15 protein-coding genes, 1 tRNA gene and 2 pseudogenes are annotated in these 21,931 nt (G+C 63.0%); 8 read left to right on the top strand and 10 right to left on the bottom strand.

The window, feature by feature from the left end:
• Positions 1-3: 3 nt before the first annotated feature.
• Entirely contained in the window at positions 4-588 is a 585-nt protein-coding gene (locus tag NCR38_RS02470; protein WP_061117706.1) for a DUF2946 family protein, read from the top strand.
• A gap of 1 nt (position 589) precedes the next feature.
• Here NCR38_RS02470 and NCR38_RS02465 read toward each other — a convergent pair whose 3' ends face one another.
• The gene (locus tag NCR38_RS02465; protein WP_061117707.1) at positions 590-2,593 is read right to left on the bottom strand and encodes a M48 family metalloprotease; all 2,004 of its coding nucleotides are present in this window, start codon (positions 2,591-2,593) and stop codon (positions 590-592) included.
• Between the two features lie 176 nt (positions 2,594-2,769).
• Between NCR38_RS02465 and moaC the strand changes: the two genes are divergently transcribed.
• Positions 2,770-3,267 (top strand): cyclic pyranopterin monophosphate synthase MoaC, encoded by a 498-nt coding sequence (gene moaC, locus NCR38_RS02460; protein WP_061117708.1) that lies wholly within the window; start codon positions 2,770-2,772, stop codon positions 3,265-3,267.
• 6 nt (positions 3,268-3,273) lie between these two features.
• Here moaC and NCR38_RS02455 read toward each other — a convergent pair whose 3' ends face one another.
• From NCR38_RS02455 to recA, 9 genes and pseudogenes are all read right to left on the bottom strand, one after another.
• Complete coding sequence (locus NCR38_RS02455) at positions 3,274-5,079, bottom strand: PglL family O-oligosaccharyltransferase (protein ID WP_061117709.1); 1,806 nt, start codon at positions 5,077-5,079, stop codon at positions 3,274-3,276.
• 123 nt (positions 5,080-5,202) lie between these two features.
• Entirely contained in the window at positions 5,203-6,909 is a 1,707-nt protein-coding gene (ltrA, locus tag NCR38_RS02450) for a group II intron reverse transcriptase/maturase (protein WP_250476335.1), read from the bottom strand.
• 1,212 nt (positions 6,910-8,121) lie between these two features.
• Positions 8,122-8,685, bottom strand: a pseudogene (locus tag NCR38_RS02445) (pilin).
• A gap of 156 nt (positions 8,686-8,841) precedes the next feature.
• Positions 8,842-9,552 carry a TerC family protein gene (locus NCR38_RS02440; protein WP_061117710.1) on the bottom strand — a complete coding sequence of 237 codons (711 nt, stop codon included), beginning with the start codon at positions 9,550-9,552 and terminating at the stop codon, positions 8,842-8,844.
• Between the two features lie 126 nt (positions 9,553-9,678).
• On the bottom strand, positions 9,679-10,560 hold the full coding sequence (gene sucD / locus NCR38_RS02435) for a succinate--CoA ligase subunit alpha (RefSeq protein WP_008351350.1): 882 nt from the start codon (positions 10,558-10,560) through the stop codon (positions 9,679-9,681).
• A 100-nt stretch (positions 10,561-10,660) separates the two neighbouring features.
• Positions 10,661-11,827 (bottom strand): ADP-forming succinate--CoA ligase subunit beta, encoded by a 1,167-nt coding sequence (gene sucC, locus NCR38_RS02430; protein ID WP_061117711.1) that lies wholly within the window; start codon positions 11,825-11,827, stop codon positions 10,661-10,663.
• 110 nt (positions 11,828-11,937) lie between these two features.
• Positions 11,938-12,590 (bottom strand): annotated as a pseudogene (locus tag NCR38_RS02425) (DUF2889 domain-containing protein).
• A gap of 116 nt (positions 12,591-12,706) precedes the next feature.
• Positions 12,707-13,690 carry a recombination regulator RecX gene (gene recX / locus NCR38_RS02420; protein ID WP_061117713.1) on the bottom strand — a complete coding sequence of 328 codons (984 nt, stop codon included), beginning with the start codon at positions 13,688-13,690 and terminating at the stop codon, positions 12,707-12,709.
• A 19-nt stretch (positions 13,691-13,709) separates the two neighbouring features.
• Positions 13,710-14,780, bottom strand: a complete 1,071-nt coding sequence (recA, locus tag NCR38_RS02415) for a recombinase RecA (RefSeq protein ID WP_061117714.1) — start codon at positions 14,778-14,780, stop codon at positions 13,710-13,712.
• Between the two features lie 283 nt (positions 14,781-15,063).
• On the opposite strand from recA, the gene NCR38_RS02410 reads away from it, so the two are divergent.
• The 6 genes from NCR38_RS02410 (at position 15,064) to NCR38_RS02385 (ending at position 21,924) form a co-directional block, all read left to right on the top strand.
• On the top strand, positions 15,064-15,855 hold the full coding sequence (locus tag NCR38_RS02410; protein ID WP_086960958.1) for a response regulator transcription factor: 792 nt from the start codon (positions 15,064-15,066) through the stop codon (positions 15,853-15,855).
• Positions 15,856-15,860: 5 nt separating this feature from the next.
• Positions 15,861-17,444 (top strand): sensor histidine kinase, encoded by a 1,584-nt coding sequence (locus NCR38_RS02405; protein ID WP_061117715.1) that lies wholly within the window; start codon positions 15,861-15,863, stop codon positions 17,442-17,444.
• Positions 17,445-17,674: 230 nt separating this feature from the next.
• Positions 17,675-19,333, top strand: coding sequence for an MFS transporter (locus NCR38_RS02400; protein ID WP_250476334.1), 1,659 nt, complete (start codon positions 17,675-17,677; stop codon positions 19,331-19,333).
• A gap of 95 nt (positions 19,334-19,428) precedes the next feature.
• Positions 19,429-19,505: transfer RNA gene (locus NCR38_RS02395), tRNA-Met, on the top strand.
• A 119-nt stretch (positions 19,506-19,624) separates the two neighbouring features.
• The gene (locus tag NCR38_RS02390) at positions 19,625-20,485 is read left to right on the top strand and encodes a MurR/RpiR family transcriptional regulator (RefSeq protein ID WP_061117717.1); all 861 of its coding nucleotides are present in this window, start codon (positions 19,625-19,627) and stop codon (positions 20,483-20,485) included.
• A gap of 107 nt (positions 20,486-20,592) precedes the next feature.
• Entirely contained in the window at positions 20,593-21,924 is a 1,332-nt protein-coding gene (locus NCR38_RS02385) for an aspartate aminotransferase family protein (RefSeq protein WP_250476333.1), read from the top strand.
• Positions 21,925-21,931: the final 7 nt, after the last annotated feature.

Here is a 21,931-nt window from a genome sequence, read left to right as displayed (position 1 = left end):
ATCATGGATGAAATCGTCAAACAGGCGCTCGCCAAATGGCCCAACGTTCCGCACTGCACGGGCTGGCTGCTGCTCGACCGACGCGGCCAGTGGCGCATGCGCGACGACGCCGCCCAGGCTGCCGGCGAACTCGGGACGCCGATCCGGCATGAAGCGCTGCTGGGCTTCATCAACCGCAACTACGAAAGCGATGCAGACGGCCAGTGGTTCTTCCAGAACGGTCCGCAGCGCGTCTATGTGGAACTGGCCTACACGCCGTGGATCGTGCGCCTGCACGCGGCGGACGGCGTATTACGCCTGACGGATCAGGCCGGCGCGGCATTCGAGCCGGCGCAGGCGTACATCGACGACGAAGGCGGCATCCTCTTTTCCGACGACGCATCGCCGGCGCGCGTGGCCGCCATGCACGACCACGATCTCGAACTGTTCGCGAATCACGCGTCGCTCGACGATGCGGGCAAGGGCGGCATTTTCCATTGGCGCGATGGCGTCGATCTGCCCGTGCAGCCGATCGCACGCGCCGACGTCGCGACGCGTTTCGGCTTCGTCGCGAGTCCGGCAAACCGCGCCGCCGCGAAGAAAGACTGACCTAGCCGTTCTTCTCCAGCTCGCGCTCTTCCCTGTAGCGCATTTCAAAATCGCGCAGGCGCGCGGAAATCGTTGAAAGATCGTAGAAGCTCGCGGTCTTCACATCGCGCGCTTCCTTCAGTTGCCGGATCGCGGATAGCCACGCGCCGTCCAGCGCGAACTTCTCCGCCATCGCCTGATGTTGTTGCAGCGGATCGTTCAGACCCGCGCTCGCCTGCGCGAGATAGAACCACCAGTCGGGCCGCGTCGGCTCGGCGCGCGTTTCGCGGCGTGCGAGCGTCTGCGCTTCGGCGAAGCGGCGTGCGGAAAGCAGCGTCTGCAGATGCACGTCGATGGCCGCGTGGGACGCCGGCCAGCGTTTCTGCGCGATGTCCGCGAGGCGGATCGCGTCGTCGTTGCGGCCCGCGCGGCGGGCGATGTCAGCGGCGAGCACGTCGAGGCTCGGCGTGCTGCGTAATGCTTGCGGCGCGGGCTGCGGTTTTGGCGCCGGTGCCGTTCGGCCTTCGACGTGAACCGGCGCCAGCGCAATGTCGCTGCTCGCGCGAGGCGCCGTCGCCGGCGTCGAATCGGGCTGCGGTGCGTGGCCGAGATTCAGCGCCGCGCGTGCGTGATCGAGCGGCGTTGCGGTCATCGAAGGATCGGCGTTGCGCAGCGACTGCGCGCCGCCCTTTCGCGAAGGCACGGGCGGCGCGGTCGCGGCCACGTCCTGCGGCGCATGCGCGCGATCCTCCTGCTGAACCTGCGCCGATGCCGCCGCCGCGCTCGCCTCCTCGCCCTCGAACAGCTGGCGTGCTTTGGCGAGTGCGTCGTTGGCCGCATCGAAATTGCCCATCAACGATTGCGCGAGTGCAATTCCATACCAGTTCGATGCCGGATTGAGCGCCGTCTGATCCTCGATTTCCGATTTGAGCCGGCTCGCGACCTCGCGATAATCGCTCGCGTAATTCACCTGCAGCGCGCGCGCGCGGGCACGCACGAACGCATATTCCGCCGATTGGCGTGGCTGCCGGTACGGCACGCGCCGCGCGCGGCCTTCCATGTCGGCGATGCGATCGGTCGTGAGCGGATGCGTGCGCACGTAGGGCGGCACGCCGTTATCGGCCATCGACGCGCGGTCGAGGCGCTCGAAGAACGCCACCATCGCGTATGGATCGTATCCGGCGGCGGCGAGCATCTGGAACCCGACGCGATCGGCCTCGTGCTCGGCCGCGCGCGAGAAGCGCAGTTGATTGTCGACGGCGAACGCCTGTCCGCCCATCGCGATGCCCATGCCCAGATCTCCGCTGTGCGCGAGCAGCCCCGCGAGCATGCCGGCGACCATCGCCGCGAGCGCCGCGTAGGTGCTCTTTTCCTGCGTGCCGAGCATGCGCGCGATGTGGCGCTGAAGCACATGCCCCATTTCGTGGCCGATCACCGACGCCAGTTCCGACTCGGTCTGCGTCGCGGCGACCAAGCCCGTATTCACGCCGATGAAGCCGCCCGGCATCGAGAATGCGTTGATCTGCGGATCGCGCACGGCAAAAAGATCGAAATCCGGCCGATAGCCGCCGAGATACTGTGTCGCTGCGGCCGCGGAGAGCTTCGAGGAGATCGAATCGAGGTAATCCCGCAGCAGCCAGTCGTCGAGATAGTCGGGATCGGCGCGCACTTCACGCATCATCCGCTCGCCGACCTTGCGCTCGGCCTGTGGGGTGAGCGAGCCGCCAGAGCCATCGCCGAGATCCGGAAGCTGCACCGACGAGAGCGGTGCGCGCAGGCCCGACATCGTGCCCGGACGATTCGCGAAACGGCTTTCCGCGCCGCCGTATACGCCGAACACGCCATCCGCGACATTGGCTGGCACGTCGCTGACAGTGCTTTCCTGCGATGAACGCAGTTGCGAGGCCGCGAGCGTGCCGGTCGAACTCGCGGAAGGCGCACTCGATTGCGCCAGCGCCGCGGGCGGCATGGCGAGGGCAACACACAGCAGGGAGATGAGCACGCGGCTCGGACGTGTCGGATGCATGGCGCGAAACGGTCGAAGCGCCGATGGTCGGCTCGAAAACTGAAACGAGCTTATCGTATCAAGTGTTGCGCGGGGGGCGTCCCGCGTCGGCCCTGCGTCGCGCCGGAGCGCGACCTTTCGCGAAAAACCGCGCGAAATCACGCTGGTATGATAGGCGCCCATTCGAAGGAGACGCTATGTCCGGACTCACCCATTTCGATGCCGCCGGCGAGGCGCACATGGTCGATGTCGGCGCAAAGAACGAAACGCGGCGGGTCGCCGTGGCGCGCGGCTCGATCGCGATGCTCGACGGCACGCTCGCGCTGATCCGCGAAGGCCGCGCGAAAAAAGGCGACGTGCTCGGCGTCGCGCGCATCGCCGCGATTCAGGGGGCGAAGCGCACGGCCGATCTGATCCCGCTGTGTCATCCGTTGGCGCTGACGCGCGTCGCGGTGGATTTCACGATCGACGAGGCGCTGCCCGGCGTGCATTGCGAAGTGCGTGTGGAGACGGTCGGACGCACGGGTGTGGAGATGGAAGCGCTGACCGCCGTGCAGGTCGGGCTCCTGACCATTTACGACATGTGCAAGGCGGTGGATCGGGGGATGACCATCACGAACGTGCGCGTGATGGAGAAGCACGGAGGAAAATCCGGCGATTGGGTGGCGGACGATCACACATCGCCGACACCCTGATCCGCCTCACTCCTCGTCGTCGTCCGCCGAAGACTCCTGACTCTGCGCCGGCACCCCATACAGCTTCACCAGATCCGCCCTGAAGGAAGCGAGCGGCTTGCCCGCCTCGTCGACCAGATCGTAGACGGCGGCAAGTTGCTTCGGCCAGTCGTGTAACTGAGTGGCGAAGATCTTCAGGCGCGCCATCGTGTCGAGCGCTTCGGCGCGCTGTCCGGCAAGCGCCTGCAGCACCGCGTATCGGCGCAACACCGTCTCGCCCGGCAGCAGCGCGATTGCCTTCCGATGCGCGGCGAGCTTCTCCTCGACGTTCTGCGCGTTGATCGGCAACAGCGTCGCCGCACCGTATTCGCCCCACGCCGTGAACAGGAACGACGGATTGTCCCGATATTGCTCCGCCGGCCGCGATCCGTAATAGAGCACTTCGGCGCGGTTGTAGTCACGCATCGTCGGATAGAGCGCTGCGAGCCCGCCGAGCACGAGCACGACGTACACGCCATACGACAGCGGACGCGCGACGAGGCGCAGCGGCCGCGTCTCCAGCAGCCCGATGACGAGCATCGCCGGCATGAGAAAGAACATGTACTGCTGCGGATACTCGACGAGCGCGTGCATCATCAGCACGCCGAGCAGCGACAGGGCGAAAATGCGCGCCGGCGTCTGCGGCGCGCGCAGCACGCGAATCAGCCAGAACACGATGCCCGCGACGAGAATCGCCATCCCGAGCGCGCCCGTTTTTGCGAGCAGGTCGATGAAGATGTCGTGCGCATTATTCGCAACCTCGACACCGCCGAGATCGCGGACGAGATCGAACTGATAGCGCGGAAACTCGCCCCAGCCGACGCCCAGCAACGGATGCGTCTTGAACATCGTCCAGCCGTATTTCCAGAGCGCGAGGCGCGGCGCGATCTGACTGGCTTCCTGCATGCGCTCCGCCGCCGATTGCGCAAGACCGAAGTCGTAGCGCACGTTCGCCCAGCGCACCGCCGCGTTCACGGCGAAGAAGACGATTGCAAGCAGAATCGGGACGATCCACGCACGCACATCACGCCGGCCCGGGCCGTCGAAACCCTCCGACGCAACCGGACGCCCGATAACGAACGCCATCCAGAATCCGGCGACGACGATCACCGCCGTTTGCAGCCACGGACCGCGCGACACCGTGAGCGCGAGCCCGAGTGAGTAAGCCGCCGACAGAATCAGCCACAACACGATCGGCAGCCGCCGCGCCTGCACGAAATACAACGCCGCCGCCAGCGCGAACGCGATCACGGTCGCGAGGTGATTCGCCTGCGCCATATTGCCGAAGGGGCGCCTTTCGACCATCACGTTGTACGCGACCACGAATGGCGTGAACTTCACTTCGAGATGCAGCAACTGCACGATCTGGCAGAAGACTGCGAACAGTCCGCCGACCATCAGCGCCGCCGCGCCGATTCTCAGCGTCTTCTCGGCAAGCCCTGCCCGCACGAGTCCGAAGCCCGTATGCACCGCGACGAACGATGCAAGCAGATACGCGCCGCCGAGCCAGTTCATCGATGGCTGAGCGACCGGCAACAACAGCGTCTGCGCGACGAGCAGCACGCCGAACGCGAGCGGCATCAGCGCGACGACCGGCGACGCGAACGGCACCTTTGGCTCCGATACGCGCACGAGCAGCGCAACCGTCGCGCCGAGCGCCAGATAGAGCGCGAGCGCGCTGTATTCAGCGTAGAAAGTCGGAATCGGATACGTATGGTTGACGACCGCGAAAGGAATCGTCAACGCAAGACACAGGACAGCAAAACAAAGAAAGCGTGCGTAGTGGGAAGGCATGAGGGCAAGGAACGTCGGGTAGGGTAGCCCCCCCTCCTTGCGAAAGAGGAGCCCCCTAGGAACCGTACGTGCGAGTTTCCCCGCATACGGCTCGAGCCTACAGATTTCTTATACAAAGCCCCGTCATTGCAACGACGGGGCCGGCTTAGTTACGACAAGTTTACCAACGTGCACCTGCCGGTGGCAGTCCGGATGGAGCAAAACCCGGTTGGAGAGAGCGTCTGATCCGCCATGCATCCGGTATTCAAGATGATGATCGTGCCAGCCAGTCTCTTCCGTCAGGGCACTACCACAGTGCGCACACATCCCGCTCTGTGACATATACAGCGAAGCCCATTGCTTGCGATAGCGCATTGATTCCCACATGCGCATCTGTCGCAACTGCTCCCCGTATTGCTCCCACTGCGGATCAAAGGGATTGAAGTCACCCTTGACCTTCTTGTGTCGCCTGATTTCCATACCGCTGAGTTGGTACAGCTCAAGCAACCCCGTACTCCCATCGTCCCGAACTATCGGGACAGCGAACACCCAATTTCGACTACCGGTCGAGTGTAAGTACTTCTGCTTCACCCAATCGGTGTTCTTGTTCGGATGCCGCCGTTTCGACCACCGCCAGAGTCGGAAAAACACCAGCGACTCCATGCGGCTGTAGGCCTGCTTGGCAACCACCGAGCTGTGATACTGCGCCCAGCCCCGTAACATCGGGTTCAGCAGGCGGATCAGTTCCGCCTGTTTCACCGTCTTGTGACCGCTGATCGTATCCGCCACCTTTCGGTAGAACGTCTGCACATTCTTCCGGCTCGGCTTGATGAGCAGTGTCCCCGAGTACTTCCGGAAATTCCACCCAAGGAAATCGAAGCCTTCGTCAATGTGTGTGATACGCGTTTTCGCCTCGGACAGTCGCAAGCCTCGTACAGCAAGGAATGCTTCCACCCAAGGCCTGACCTCGTTTTCCAGAATCTCTTTCGAGTCGCCGGTGATCACGAAGTCATCCGCATATCGAACCACATTCACTTTCAGCTTCTTTGCCTTTGCGATCCCGAATTTCGCACCGAGGTGCGCAATCAGTTCACGCTCCAGCCCGTTCAGCGTCACGTTTGCCAGCGTCGGGGAGATGATGCCTCCCTGCGGCGTACCGGCCTCAGTCGCCTGTAGCTGCCCCTTGTAAATCAGGCCAGCCTTCAACCACTTCCGAAGGACTTCCCTATCCATCGGGACATGTCGTTCCAGCCAGTCGTGGTTGATGTGGTCAAAGCACCCCTTGATATCCGCTTCGAGCACCCATTGCGATGAACTGCGCCGGGCCATGACAACGAAAATCTGGGACATGGCGTCGGCCGTCGAGCGGTTTAACCTGAACCCATACGAGTTCGGATCGCTCGTCGACTCCGACGCCGGCTCCAAAGCCAGCAAATACAGGGCTTGCATCGCCCTGTCCCGCATGGTTGGGATGCCCAAAGGGCGCTCCTTTCCATTGGCTTTGGGGATAAAGACTCTCCGTAAAGGCAGAGGCCTGTATCCACGCCGCTTTAACCTGCCGACGGCACGCCATCGGCTTTCAGGCGAATCCCACAGTTCGCGATCGACTCCAGCCGTTCGCGCACCCTGGTTCTGCGTAACACGTCGTACCGCGTACAACTTTGCGGACAACGTGCGGGTAAGCATCCGTTGCAAGGCTTTCACCCTGCGCCAGTCGCCTTCCCGCGTCGCCTTCGCAATTCGGATCTGCATCCCTCTCACGTTCCGTTCAACCCGACGCCAATCGACGGCGTACCAGTTATCCGGCGCGTGGGAAAGCGCAGATCCGGTCTTTCGACTGGATACTTTCATGCTGCTCTCCTACCTTGGATTAGATCCCCGGCAGGAGGCGCATCTTCCCCAGCGGGAAGACACACCCCGCTGGGGAACAACAAACACCTCAATATGGGCGCATGCACCCATATCTCGATCAAACACCTCAGTACGAGCGCATGCGCCCGTACCTCACCAAGTTACAGAGGGTAGTCAGCCGTCTTACGACGGTAGACCAGACGGAAGTCTGCCCGCTTTCGCGTGGGGCGATGTCTAAGCCCCTATCCGAACCATTACAGCCCAGCATTCGCTTTTTCCGTCCTCCCATACCTGCACAATCAACAGCGTCCCTTACGGTTCGCCTGCCAGCAGTACAGCACTGGCAACCATACAGGCTTACCACGTTCCCGGCATGTCACACGACTGACGTAGGTTCTGCCTCTTCCCCGGTGGCTTGATGACGACGTAATCCGACGGTTGAGCGGATTAACCAGCCACGTACCTTTTGGTTAGAGCCCGATGTTCAAGCAGCTTTGGCTCCTCAGTGCTTACGAGGTTTATCAGCAGTTCACGTACGTTAACCTTATCAGCCAGCCTAGCTCCTCAACCCCCTTGCTGCTGGGAGTCTCCAGATCGTTCCTCGCGGAACCGGTCTGCCCGAAACGTCCAGGGGCTACGTTGTCAGAAGAGCTTCACACCCCACCGTTGCCAGTGACGCATGTCTTCCTAGGCTACTGCTGGTCGTACAGCAGGTTCACTTCCTCGCCCAGACTGCAGGTGAGGCAAAACAATGACACACCGAGCTTTCGCTCGTATCGGCTAGCGACTCCGTCGCCTAGTGGCGCAGGAAATGCACACATCATTCCGCCCTGTCGGCGGAGAGGAAGCCGCTGACTGGGCGGGACCTGACGGTAATCAGGTCAATGCAATGCGGTATCCGGCAAACTACTCCGGGTCCCGCTTTCACTAAAAGAAACCGTGCTCACAAACAGCACGTCTACTGCCTAAATTGCGGCCCACAAGGGGGCCGCCTGTGGAGGGCATGGTGATCCGGCCGAGGCCGATTCAATAACCCTCTAGTCGATGCCCCGTAACGTGGGGCATACGGACACGAGCGTGCGTGTCGCACGTAGGGACGGCCGGAATTGCAACGAAATCGCTGCTTATCGTGCAAAAACGACGTCGCAAAGACGCGGCGGCGCCGTAAATCCTGCCGCCGCGCTTACCTCTCGTGCCGAACTTTCGCACCGCTTACGCGCGGCACTCCGGCGGTGCGAGGTTCGCCCGGAGCGTCGGCGCCTGCGCCGGCAACGGACCGGCGCCCGGCGCGGGCAGCGACGAGTCCGTCTTTGCGGCCGCGAAGCATTCCCATGTCACCGAGCCTGCCTGCACGACGCCGCGGCTCAACGCGACGCGCGCGGTCGGGGTATCGGCGTTATCGGGCGTCGAGGGTACGAGCGCACGAGCGTGTTCGAACCCGCGGGCGCGACGCGCGTCGTGTAGGCGATCGTAATCTGCCCGGTGTCGCTGTCGACGTGAATGGACTCGACGTTGCGCGTGCCCGGCGGCGACGAAAACCCGCCCGCGAGATCCGCGCCGCTCGCCGCGTTCTCAGCGACCGCGAGCCGCGCGGCCGCCGCGAGCGTGATGCCCTCGCCCACGCGGCTTCGCGCCAGATAATCCTGGTAAGCGGGTATCGCATACGCCGCGACCACGCCGACGATCGCGAGCACGATCATCAGTTCGATCAACGTGAAGCCGCGCGTCAGCACTTCTTGCGCGCGCCTCCCGAACCACCCTGCGCGCCGTTCGCACGGCGCGCCCAAACTACAAGCCATCGTCGTCATTGCTGCTCCAAGAAAACAAGAAAGCGCCCTGCCGCGCGATGCGGTCAGGACGCTTCGATCGTATTGAGGGAGCGCAACGGGCGACAGTCGGCCGAACGGCCTAGGCAATTTCGCGGACGTGTGCTCAGCCAGCCGCGCGATTGCCCTCGGCGAGCGCGCGGCGCTTGAGCAGCCAGCCCAGCGCAAGGACGAACAACGCGCCGGCGGCGCGTGCCGTATAGCCGGCGAGTTCGGTGTTGAGCGCGGGCCATCGGTCGATGAACGGATCGTCGATGATGAGCCCGCCCGCGATCCATCCGAGCAGGCCCGCTCCGAGCAGCACGACGACCGGGAAGCGGTCGAGCAGCTTCAACACCAGCGTGCTGCCCCACACGATGAGCGGAATGCTCACGATCAGCCCGAAGATCACCAATGCGAGCCGATGACGCGGATCGGCGGCTTCGGCCGCGCCGGCGATCGCGATCACGTTGTCGAGGCTCATCACGGCATCCGCGATGATGATCGTCTTCACCGCCGCCCACAGACGGTCCGATGCGGTGATCTGATGCTCGTCGTGATCCGGCTGCATCAACTTCACGCCGATCCACAAAAGCAGCATGCCGCCCACGAACTTGAGGAACGGAACGTCGAGCAACATCACGGCGAACGCAATCAGCACGACGCGCAGGATGATCGCGCCGAGCGTACCGAGCACGATGCCGCGCGTGCGCTGCTGATCGGGGAGGTTGCGGCAAGCGAGCGCGATCACGACGGCGTTATCGCCGCCGAGCAGAATGTCGATCACGATGATCTGAACGACCGCGCCCCAATGAAGCGTTGAGAAGAATTCGAGCATGTAGCAAAGAGAAAGCAGGCGCCGAAATGAAAAAGCGAGGAAGCAACGCTCCCTCGCTTTTGATCGGCTTTATACGAAAGGAATCAGTAAGAGTACCAAACCCTCGCGTAATTTGCCCGCTCGATGTCAGAGAACCGACTTCAGCAGACGCGCCATCTCCGACGGATTCTTCGTGACCTTGATGCCGCACGCGTCCATGATTTCCAGCTTGGCGTCCGCCGTGTCCGCCCCGCCCGAGATCAGCGCGCCAGCGTGGCCCATGCGCTTGCCCGGGGGCGCCGTCACGCCCGCGATGAAGCCGACGACCGGCTTCTTCATGTTGTCTTTGATCCAGTAAGCGGCATTCGCTTCGTCCGGACCGCCGATCTCGCCGATCATGATGACGGCGTCCGTCTCCGGATCGTCGTTGAACATCTTCATCACGTCGATGTGCTTGAGACCGTTGATCGGATCGCCGCCGATACCGACCGCCGACGACTGGCCGAGGCCGAGCGCCGTCAACTGACCGACCGCTTCATACGTCAGCGTGCCCGAACGCGACACCACGCCGATGCGGCCCTTCTTGTGGATGTGACCCGGCATGATGCCGATCTTCAGCTCGTCCGGCGTGATCGTGCCGGGGCAGTTCGGTCCGAGCAGCAGCGTCTTGCGGTTTTCGCGGCGCATGCGGTCCTTGATTTCGAGCATGTCGCGAACCGGAATGCCTTCCGTGATGCAGATCGCGAGATCGAGATCGGCCTCGACGGCTTCCCAGATCGCAGCGGCTGCGCCTGCGGGCGGCACGTAGATCACCGAAACGGTGGCGCCCGTTTCAGCCTTCGCTTCCTTGACGGACGCATAGATAGGAATGCCTTCGAAGTCCTCTCCGGCCTTCTTCGGGTTCACGCCCGCGACGTACGCTTCGCGGCCGTTCGCGTATTCGCGGCACGCCCGCGTGTGGAACTGGCCGGTCTTGCCGGTGATGCCCTGCGTGATGACCTTCGTGTCTTTGTTGATCAGAATCGACATGTAGTGACCTCTGTTCGTTTGGCGTCGCTCAGGCTCGCGCCCGGCGCCGCCATTCGTATCTGGTGGAACGCTCTCTTAGGCTCGGTAAGCGAAAACGCGCTTACTTGCCTTCGGCTGCCGCGACGACCTTCTGCGCGGCTTCTTCCATGCTGTCCGCCGAGATGATCGGCAAGCCCGAATCAGCCAGCATCTTCTTGCCGAGGTCTTCGTTCGTGCCCTTCATGCGCACGACGAGCGGCACTTGCAGATGCACTGCCTTCGACGCCGCGATCACGCCTTCCGCGATCACGTCGCAGCGCATGATGCCGCCGAAGATGTTCACGAGAATCGCCTTCAGGTTCGGATTCTTCAGCATCAGCTTGAACGCTTCGGTCACCTTCTCCGTCGTCGCGCCGCCGCCGACGTCGAGGAAGTTGGCCGGCTCGCCGCCGAACAGCTTGATGGTGTCCATCGTCGCCATCGCCAGACCCGCGCCGTTCACGAGGCAGCCGATGTTGCCGTCGAGCGAGATGTACGCAAGGTCGAACTTCGACGCTTCGACTTCAGCCGGATCTTCTTCGTCCAGATCGCGGTACGCGACGATTTCCGGGTGACGGAAGAGCGCATTCGAATCGAAGTTGAACTTGGCGTCGAGCGCGATGACCTTGCCTTCGCCGGTCACGATCAGCGGGTTGATTTCCGCGAGCGATGCATCGGTTTCGTAGAACGCCTTGTACAGGCCTTGCAGGATCGCGCGCGCTTGCGGGATCGATGCGTCGGGGATGCCGATCTTGCGTGCGAGGTCATCCGCGTCTGCGTCCTGCAGACCCGTCGACGGCTCGACGGCGAACTTGTGCAGCAGCTCGGGCGTCTTTTCCGCGACTTCTTCGATGTCCATGCCGCCTTCGCTCGACGCCATCACGACGACCTTCTGCGAAACGCGGTCGAGCACGAGGCCGACGTACAGTTCCTTCTTGATGTCCGCGCCTTCTTCGATCAGGAGGCGATTCACCTTCTGGCCTTCGGGGCCGGTCTGGTGGGTGACGAGCTGCATGCCGAGGATCTGGTTCGCGTACTCGCGGACCTGCTCGATCGACTTCGCGACCTTCACGCCGCCGCCCTTACCGCGGCCGCCGGCGTGAATCTGCGCCTTGACGACCCAAACCGGGCCGCCCAGCTCTTCCGCGGCCTTGACCGCATCATCCACCGAGAACACGGGTTTGCCGCGCGGGACCGCGACGCCGAATTTCCGCAGGATTTCCTTACCCTGGTACTCGTGAATCTTCATGCGTGATTCCTTCAGTCTGAGAGTTGGAGTGAACTTCTATGTGTTTGAACCGCTGATCTTCTTCGATTCTTGTTTGAATTCCGTGCGTACGCGCAAGCGCAGCCTGCGCGCTACGAGGCGGACTTTGTCTCCGGCCTGTCCTGTACCGTTGTGCCGGTATCCGTTTGCCCGGCGGGTGCGTGACCGAACCAGCGCGGGTAATACTCCTTGACTGCGGGACCGTCGAAGCGCAATGCGTGGCATCGGCCGAGCTGAAACGGCGGCTCGTCCCGCGCTGCGGTCGTGGAGGAATGAACTGCGTCGGATTGATTGAACGGATTGCCGTTCTCGATCTTCCAGACGCGCCGGCGAATGCCTGAATGGCTGCGGTCGGCAAAACGCCGCACAATTCGGTGAGATGCGTGCAGCCGGCCGCGCCGCGCAGCAGCTTGTTGGCTTCGCGGCGAAAACTTTGGAGGAGATTGAGCCCGATGAGCTTGCGATAAACCGGATTGGACTCGGCGCACAGACCGCCATAGGGCGACCAGTCCGACGATGCTTCGACGTCGACGATGGTGAGCTTGCGGTCGATGGTGATGCGCAGCCAGAGTTCATGGATCGGCAGGCCGTGTGGCCGGACGCCCGTCGCGAGGCGAAAGTCGCGCGGCTTCTCATCGGTTAGACAGGCTTCGATATCCCACAGGCCATCGTCACGCTCGAACGCTTCCAGCCGAATCGCGCGACGATGGCGCAATTGTCGGGGAGCGGGAGGCGAGAGAGGCATGCTGAAAGTGAGCCGGTACGGGGAAAACCGTGGAATTTTAGCATATTGGGTATTTGGAGCCGGGCATACGCGTGACGAATGAAACGCGCGTGCGGTTCGCAGGAGATGGACGGCGCTCAGTCGTCGACGATCTCTTCGCTCCAGTCTTCCTCGCCGCCTTTCAGGATCTTGCCGATCGTGCCGCTCGAAAAACCCCGCGCGGCCAGGAAACGGGCCTGCTTGGCGCGCTCGGCAGGCGTCTCGGGCGGCATGCCGTATTTCTTCTCCCAAACGGCCCGGGCGCGCGCGGTCTCGGATTGCGCGAGCTTGTCGGCGGTTTCGCTGATGAGCGCATCGCCGACGGCGTGACGCTTCAACTCGTCGATGATCCTGCTGCCGCCCATGCGCGACGCCCGCCGATGCACGACGCTTTCGACAAAGCGCTCATTCGACAGCCAGCCGTCGCGCTCGAGGCCGTCGAGAAGGGATTCGAGCGAATCGGCCTCGTCGACGTACGGGCGCAGTTTGCGCGACAACTCCGCGCGGCTGTATTCGCGCCGCGAGAGAAACGCGAGCGCGCGCCCCTTCAGGGAGCGTTGCGGGCGTTTGGAATTGCCGACTTCGGTAGCCGAAGTCTTTCGAGTGCGCTGACTGGAGCGGCTGTAGACCGGCTCGGCCGATTCGGCGTGCGGTCCTTCGCAAGGCACGCACTGTTCGAAGGGCTCGAAAGGATCGGCGTCTTCGAACGGATCCGTGAAGGGAATGGGCTCGGGTTCGGACGGTTTGCTTGCAGGCTCGGCGGGCTGCGGCGCGCGATCAGTGGGACGCGCCTTCGGCTGCTCGGTTGCCTGTTTCAGCAGAGCGCGCGCTTGCGCCAGACGCGCCGCGCGATCACTCTGGTCCGCGCCACTTTCACCGTCTTTAGCGCGGTCAAAAACGCGACGCGCCGACGCGAATGACTTCGCGTCGGCGCGCTGCTTGTTACTGCGTTTGAAGCCGCTGGACTTCGACGATGCACCCCGTCGCTCGCTGCTTCGTTCGTAGCGATCGGCGGATTCGGAACCGTTATCGGTTCCGTCATCCGCCGTGTCAGCCTTCGCTCCGAACCGACGCTTCTGCATCGCCCTTCAGGCCCGATGCTTACTCGTCGTCGGCCGTTGCGGCGCCTGCGACAACAGCCTCGCCCAACGCGGCCACACCCAGCGATTCGCGGATCTTGTTCTCGATCTCGCGTGCGATGTCCGGATTCTCGCGCAGGAATTCACGCGCGTTGTCCTTGCCCTGACCGATGCGATCGCCGTTGTAGCTGTACCAGGCGCCAGCCTTGTCGACCAGCTTCGCCTGCACGCCGAGATCGATGATTTCGCCCTGACGCGAAATGCCTTCGCCGTACAGGATGTCGAAAATGGCTTCGCGGAACGGCGGCGACACCTTGTTCTTCACGACCTTCACGCGCGTCTCGTTACCGATGACTTCGTCGTTCTTTTTGATCGAGCCGATACGGCGGATATCCAGACGCACCGACGAATAGAACTTGAGCGCGTTACCGCCCGTAGTGGTTTCCGGGTTGCCGAACATCACGCCGATCTTCATGCGAATCTGGTTGATGAAGATCACGAGGCAGTTCGTGCGCTTGATCGTACCGGTGAGTTTGCGCAGCGCCTGCGACATCAGACGCGCTTGCAGACCCGGAAGCGAATCGCCCATTTCGCCTTCGATTTCCGCCTTCGGCACGAGTGCCGCGACCGAGTCGATGACGATCATGTCGATGGAGCCGGAGCGCACCAGCGCATCCGCGATTTCCAGCGCCTGCTCGCCCGTGTCCGGCTGCGAGATCAGCAGATCCTGCGCGTTCACGCCGAGCTTTTGCGCGTATTGCACGTCCAGCGCGTGTTCCGCGTCGATGAACGCCGCCGTGCCGCCGAGCTTCTGCATCTCCGCGATCACCTGCAGCGTGAGCGTAGTTTTACCCGAGGACTCCGGGCCGTAGATTTCCACGACACGGCCGCGCGGCAGACCGCCGACGCCGAGCGCGATGTCCAGTCCGAGCGAACCGGTGGAGACCACCTGAATGTCTTCGACCGCCTCACCTGCGCCGAGCCGCATGATCGACCCTTTGCCGAATTGCTTTTCGATCTGCGAGAGCGCGGCGGCCAGGGCTTTGCTCTTTTCCGCAGTCATTCCAGCCGGGCCTTTCTTGCTTTCTTCCATGAATCGTCCTTTGCTATGATGAACGGCGTCTGAGGCAGTGTTCACGGGCTTTTCCGCTGCTCGATCGAGCATACGAAACCGCGCTTCCACTCACGCAGACACTGTATAAAAAAACAGTAGTTTTTGCAAGCACAGATCGGCGTGACGCAACTTTTTTCCACGCCGCGCGAGACGCGCAAAGACTATGAAACACCTGGAGACCGCCGCGCCGGGCGACACACGGTGCCGGCAATGCCGATGCGCTTCATCGCGCATGCACGGCGTAAAAAAGGCGCACACGACGATGCGAATCCTCATTGCCGAAGACGACAGCATACTCGCGGACGGCCTCGTCCGATCACTCCGCCAATCGGGATACGCCGTCGACCATGTGAAGCATGGCGTCGAGGCGGACACCGCTCTTTCCTTGCAGACGTTCGACCTGCTGATACTCGATCTGGGCCTGCCGCTCATGCCCGGTCTCGAAGTCCTGCGCCGCCTGCGCGCGCGCAACTCGCAGATGCCCGTGCTGATTCTGACCGCCGCCGACAGCGTCGATGAACGCGTCAAGGGCCTCGATCTCGGCGCGGACGACTATATGGCCAAGCCTTTCGCGCTGAACGAGCTCGAAGCGCGCGTGCGCGCGCTCACACGGCGCGGCGCGGGCGGCGGCCCGACGGTCGTGAAGCACGGCTCGCTTTCTTTCGATCAGGTCGGACGAATTGCGACGATCGGCGATCAGGTCATCGATCTGTCCGCGCGCGAGCTCGGTGTGCTCGAAGTGTTATTGCAAAGAACCGGCCGGCTCGTGTCGAAGGAACAGCTCGTCAATCATCTGTGCGAGTGGGGCGAGGAAGTCAGCAATAACGCGATCGAGGTCTATGTGCATCGGCTTAGAAAAAAGATCGAGCCGAGCGGCGCGAAGATCATTACGGTACGCGGCCTGGGTTACACGCTCGAGAAAGCGGGCGCGGCGACACCTGGCGCAAGCGGCACGAGCGGCACAAGCGGTACGAGCGGTACCAGCGGCACACACGGCGCGAACGGCGCGGGCCCGCAACCGTCGGGCGTCGCCACCGGCCATCACTATAAGTAGAGTGCATGGCGTCGCCCGTTTCCACCGAACCGCCCGAGTCGAAAAGCCAGGCACAGGCGAACGCCGACGATTCCGACGCCCTGCGCGACGCGCGCTACGCCAATCCCTTCGCGCCGCCCGACGAACTCGAGCCCGACAACGAGACGCATCCGCGCTCGCTCTTCGGTGAAATTCTCGACTGGATGCTCGCGCCGCTTCTGCTGCTCTGGCCGATGAGCATCGCGGTGACGTATCTCGTCGCAAAATCGATCGCGAACGGGCCGTTCGACCGCGCGCTCGAAGCCGACGCCTACGTGCTCGCGCGCCAGATTCAGCCTGTCAATGGCGTCGCCGAATTGCGCCTGCCCGATGCGACGCGCGATTTCCTGCGCGCCGATAACGTCGACAGCGTGTTTTTCCAGGTGCTCGGCACGCGCGGCGAGCTGGTCGGCGGCGACCGCGACATGCCCTTGCCGCATGACGACGATCGTCCGCAGCCGGGCATCGTCGAGTTTCGCGACGACGTGCTGCGCGGCAACGACATTCGCGTCGCCTATACGACCGTCTATCTGCCCGGACTCGCGCCCGGACGCGATCCTGACAGCGCGCAGCCGGTGCTCGTGCAGGTGGCCGAAACGCTCGACAAGCGCAGCCAGCTCGCCAACGACATCATCAAGGGCGTGATCCTGCCGCAGTTCGTGATCCTGCCGCTCGCCATCATCCTCGTATGGTTCGGACTGTCGCGCGGGCTCGCGCCGCTGCATGCGTTGCAGTCGAACATCCGCGCACGCCGCCCCGACGATCTCTCGCCGCTTCAGGCGGGCAGTGCGCCGCCGGAGATCGCGCCGCTCGTCGCGTCGTTCAACGATCTGCTCACGCGCCTCGAGCAGAACATGGAGTTCCAGAAGCGCTTCATCGCCGATGCCGCGCACCAGATGAAGACGCCGCTCGCGGGCCTGCGCATGCAGGCGGAACTGGCGATGCGCCAGGACGTGTCGACGGAAGTGCAGCGCTCGCTCGAACAGATCGCCATGAGCTCCGAGCACGCGGCGCGCCTCGTGACGCAACTGCTCGCGCTCGCACGCGCCGAGAATCGCGCGACGGGGCAGATATTCACCCCCGTCGTGCTGACGGACCTCGCGCGGCTCGCCGTGCGCGACTGGGTGCAAGCCGCGCTCGCCAAGCGCATGGACCTCGGTTATGAGGAGCCGCCGTTTCCGGTCGAAGTGGAAGGCAACGTCGTGATGTTGCGGGAGATGCTGTCGAACCTGATCGACAACGCGATCCGCTACACACCGGCGGACGGGCGCATCACCGTGCGCGTGCGGATCGACGACCACGATCTCGATCTCGTTCATCTCGAAGTGGAAGACACGGGCCTCGGCATTCCGGTAGCGGAGCGCGAGCGCGTGGTCGAGCGCTTCTATCGGATACTCGGGCGCGAGGGCGACGGCAGCGGACTCGGCCTTGCGATCGTCAAGGAGATCGCGACGATGCATGGCGGCACGCTCGCCATCGAGGATCACGTCTATCAGGAAAGCCCGAGGCTCGCCGGAACGCTTGTAAGGGTCACTCTTCCGCGGGTTTTTCCTGCCCGGGACAAACCCTGAGCGCAAGCGTCGCATAGCCGTTCTGCGCACGTGAGAAGAACGAAGTTAGAAGAAATTAAACGACCGTTCGAATAACATGCCCGACAATGGCGTACAGATACTCGTTCAGTCTTTGTGTGGCGCGTCATCCACCGCGTCAGAACGCCGTAAGTTTTCGTTCCAATAATCGTTGCACCGGAGCCGCCTAATCGCGGACCGATGTATTCGAAAATCAAATCAGGAGACGATACATGGCTACGGTTGAGGGGCGCGTGTCACACGCACCGATGACGGCGGAGGAGAAGAAAGTCATCTTCGCCTCATCGCTCGGCACGGTGTTCGAATGGTATGACTTCTATCTGGCGGGCTCGCTCGCCGTCTATATCAGCAAGACTTTCTTCTCTGGCGTCAATCCGACGGCCGGCTTCATCTTTACTTTGCTGGGCTTCGCCGCGGGCTTCGCGGTGCGTCCCTTCGGCGCGATCGTGTTCGGCCGTCTCGGCGACATGGTCGGGCGCAAGTACACGTTCCTCGTGACCATTGTGATCATGGGTCTGTCGACGTTTCTGATCGGCTTCCTGCCGGGATACGCGACGATCGGCATCGCGGCGCCGGTCATCTTCATCGCGATGCGGCTGTTGCAAGGTCTCGCGCTCGGCGGCGAGTACGGCGGCGCGGCGACGTATGTTGCGGAGCACGCGCCATCGAACAAGCGCGGCGCGTGGACGGCGTGGATCCAGACGACGGCGACGCTCGGCCTCTTCATCTCGCTGATCGTGATTCTCGCGGTGCGCACGATCATGGGCGAAGAGCAGTTCGGCGCGTGGGGCTGGCGCATTCCGTTCCTCGTGTCGATCCTGCTGCTCGCCGTGTCCGTGTGGATTCGGATGAAGCTGCACGAGTCGCCTGTGTTCGAGCGCATCAAGGCGGAAGGCAAGACCTCGAAGGCGCCGCTCACGGAAGCGTTCGGCGAGTGGAAAAACCTGAAGATCGTGTTGCTCGCGCTCTTCGGTCTGACGGCGGGCCAGGCGGTCGTGTGGTACACGGGCCAGTTCTATTCGCTCTTCTTCCTTACGCAGACGCTCAAGGTCGATGGCACCAGCGCGAACATCATGGTCGCGATTGCGCTCCTGATCGGCACGCCGTTCTTCGTGTTCTTCGGTTCGCTCTCGGACCGCATCGGGCGCAAGCCGATCATCATGGCCGGCTGTCTGATCGCCGCATTGAGCTTCTTCCCGCTCTTCAAGGCGCTCGCGCACTATACGAACCCGACGCTCGAAGCCGCGACGCAGAAATCGCCGATCGTCGTCATCGCCAATCCGGACGAGTGCTCGTTCCAGTTCAACCCGGTCGGCACGTCGAAGTTCACGACGTCGTGCGACATTGCGAAGAGCGCGCTGTCCAAGGCGGGCTTGAACTATGAGAACGTGGCGGCGCCCGCGGGCACGCTCGCGCAGATCAAGGTCGGCGAGACGGTGGTGAACACGTACGACGGCAAAGCCGCCGACGCCAAGGCGCAAGGCGCGGCCTTCGACAAGACGCTGGCGGGCACGCTGAAGAGCGCGGGCTATCCGGCGAAGGCCGATCCGGCGCTGATCAACTGGCCGATGGCGATCGTGGTTCTGACGATCCTCGTGATCTTCGTGACGATGGTGTATGGACCGATCGCGGCGATGCTGGTCGAGATGTTCCCGGCGCGGATCCGCTATACGTCGATGTCGCTGCCGTATCACATCGGCAATGGCTGGTTCGGCGGCTTCCTGCCGGCGACGGCCTTCGCGATCGTCGCGGCCCGTGGCGACATCTACTCGGGCCTGTGGTATCCGATCGTGATCGCGCTTGGGACCTTCGTGATCGGCATGCTGTTCGTGAAGGACACGCGCAAGTCGAATGTCTATCACGAGGATTGATTGTGGCTTCACCTGCCCTTCCATACGGTTCTTAAGAATTTGCGTGGAAGGGCTTGACAGTCTGTACGACGCTCGCCATAATCTCGTCTTCTTTCGGCGAATTAGCTCAGTCGGTTAGAGCGACGGAATCATAATCCGCAGGTCCGGGGTTCGAGTCCCTGATTCGCCACCAGCTTCAAGAAAAAGCCGCTGTCTCAAAAGGACAGCGGCTTTTTGCTTTTCTCCTCACGCGCCCGTTCCGCAACGCGCTCATGCTTAAATAGCGCATCCGCTTCCTCAAGCATTCAGAACGTGCCCACCTTCGACCAACTCGCCGCGACCATCCGCGACCGTTTCCCCGATCTGAGCCCGCAATTCCAGGCCGGCGCCGCATTCCTTCTCGACTATCCCGATGAGGTCGCCGTCCTCTCGATGCGCAAGGTCGCCGAACGCGCGAAGGTGCAGCCCGCCGCGATGGTCCGTCTTTCGCAACAACTCGGCTTTCCCGGCTGGAACGAGCTGCGCGAAATCTTCGTGAGCCGCGTACGTACGCGTCCCGAACCGCTGACGACGCGCGCCCGCTCGCTGGTCAAAAGCGGCGCCGACAATCACCTGAGCCGCGATCTCGCAGAAGCGCAATCGCACAACCTCGATCTCACGCTCGCGCAAAACGCCGAGCGCGTCGTCGATGCAGCGAAGACTTTGAAGAAAGCGCCGCATGTCCACGTCGCGGGCTTTCGGTCGTGCTATCCCGTCGCGTTCAGCCTGCTCTATGGATATCGCCTGTTCCGCCCGTCCGTGAGCCTCGTCAGCGGCGAAGCCGGCACGCTCGAAATGCAGTTGCGCGGCATCGAGAAACGGCATGCGGTGGTCGTCGTCAGCTTCGCGCCGTATTCCGTCGAAGCGGTGCGCGTCGCGCAAGCGGCAATCGAGCGCGGCGCGAAACTCATTGCGCTCACGGACAGTGCCGTATCGCCCATCGCGTTGAATGCGGATCACACGCTGATCTTCTCGCACGAATCGCCATCATTTTTTCCGTCGCTCGTCGCGGCATCGGCGCTGGCGGAAATGCTCGTCGCGCAACTGCTCGCCCTCGAAGGCAAGGACGCCGTCGCGAATCTGGAGCAGGCCGAAGCCGCGCTGCACTCGCAAGGCGCCTACGCGGCGAGCTAGCCGAACGACGGCATCATCGTGGGCTGAGTGCGTCATTGACAACATATGTTGTTATTTGGTTAGAATGACACATCGCGTGTTGTGAACGCACTCAACAGGCAGAAACCATGACCACGGTATTTCATCGCGCGCCGCGCGCCAAACTTCCCGTCGCCGTGCGCGGCGACGGCATCGAGATCGTCGATTCGACCGGCAAGCGCTATATCGACGCATGCGGCGGCGCGGCCGTCTCGTGTCTCGGTCACAGCCATCCGCGCGTGATCGACGCCATCCAGCGCCAGGTGCAGCAATTGCCCTACGCGCACACGTCGTTCTTCACGACGGAGCCGGCCGAAGCGCTCGCGGACCGGCTCGTCGAAGCCGCGCCAAAGCATCTCGGTCACGTCTATTTCGTCTCCGGCGGTTCGGAAGCGATGGAAGCCGCGCTCAAACTCGCGCGCCAGTATTTCGTCGAGAAACGGCAGCCGCAACGGCGGCATTTCATCGCGCGCCGGCAGAGCTATCACGGCAACACGCTCGGCGCGCTGGCCATCGGCGGCAACGCGTGGCGGCGCGAGCCGTTCCTGCCGATCCTGATCGAGGCGCATCACGTCACACCCTGCTTCGCGTATCGCGAGCAGCAGGCGGGCGAAAGCGATGAAGCCTTTGCGCAACGCCTGGCCGACGAGCTCGAAGCGAAGATCCTCGAACTCGGCGCGGAATCGGTGGCGGCGTTCGTCGCGGAAACGGTCGTCGGTGCGACGGCGGGCGCGGTGCCGCCGGTGCGTGAGTACTTCCGCAAGATCCGCGCGGTCTGTGACAAATACGGTGTGCTGCTGATCCTGGACGAAGTGATGTCCGGCATGGGCCGCACCGGCTATCTGTTCGCGTGCGAGGAAGACGGCGTGTCGCCCGATATTCTCGCGATCGCGAAGGGTCTCGGCGCGGGTTATCAGCCGATCGGCGCGACACTCGTCAGCAACGAGATCTTTGACACGATCGTCGGCGGCTCGGGCTTCTTCCAGCACGGGCATACGTATATCGGTCACGCGACGGCGTGCGCGGCGGCGCTCGAGGTGCAGAAGGTCATCGCCGAAGACAAGCTGCTCGACAACGTGATGGCGCGCGGCGAACAACTGCGCGCACTGCTGCGCGAACGGCAGGCGAATCACCCGTTCATCGGCGATGTGCGCGGGCGCGGTCTCTTTACCGGCGTGGAACTGGTGCAGGATCGCGCAAGCAAGACGCCGTTCGACCCGAAACACAAACTGCACGCCGTCATCAAGAGCGAGGCGATGAAGCGCGGCCTCATGGTCTATCCGATGGGCGGTACCGTCGATGGCCGGATCGGCGCTCACGTGCTTATCGCGCCGCCGTTCATCACGACGAGCGAACAGATCGAGACGATTGTCGAGCGTCTTTCCGACGCCATCGACGGTGCGCTTTGCGCTATCGCATGAGAACAAA

The sequence above is a fragment of the Caballeronia sp. INML1 genome (assembly GCF_023631085.1).
Lineage (GTDB): Bacteria > Pseudomonadota > Gammaproteobacteria > Burkholderiales > Burkholderiaceae > Caballeronia > Caballeronia turbans.
Note: the sequence above shows the minus strand (reverse complement) of the source record. Positions and strands in the feature narration are given on the sequence as shown.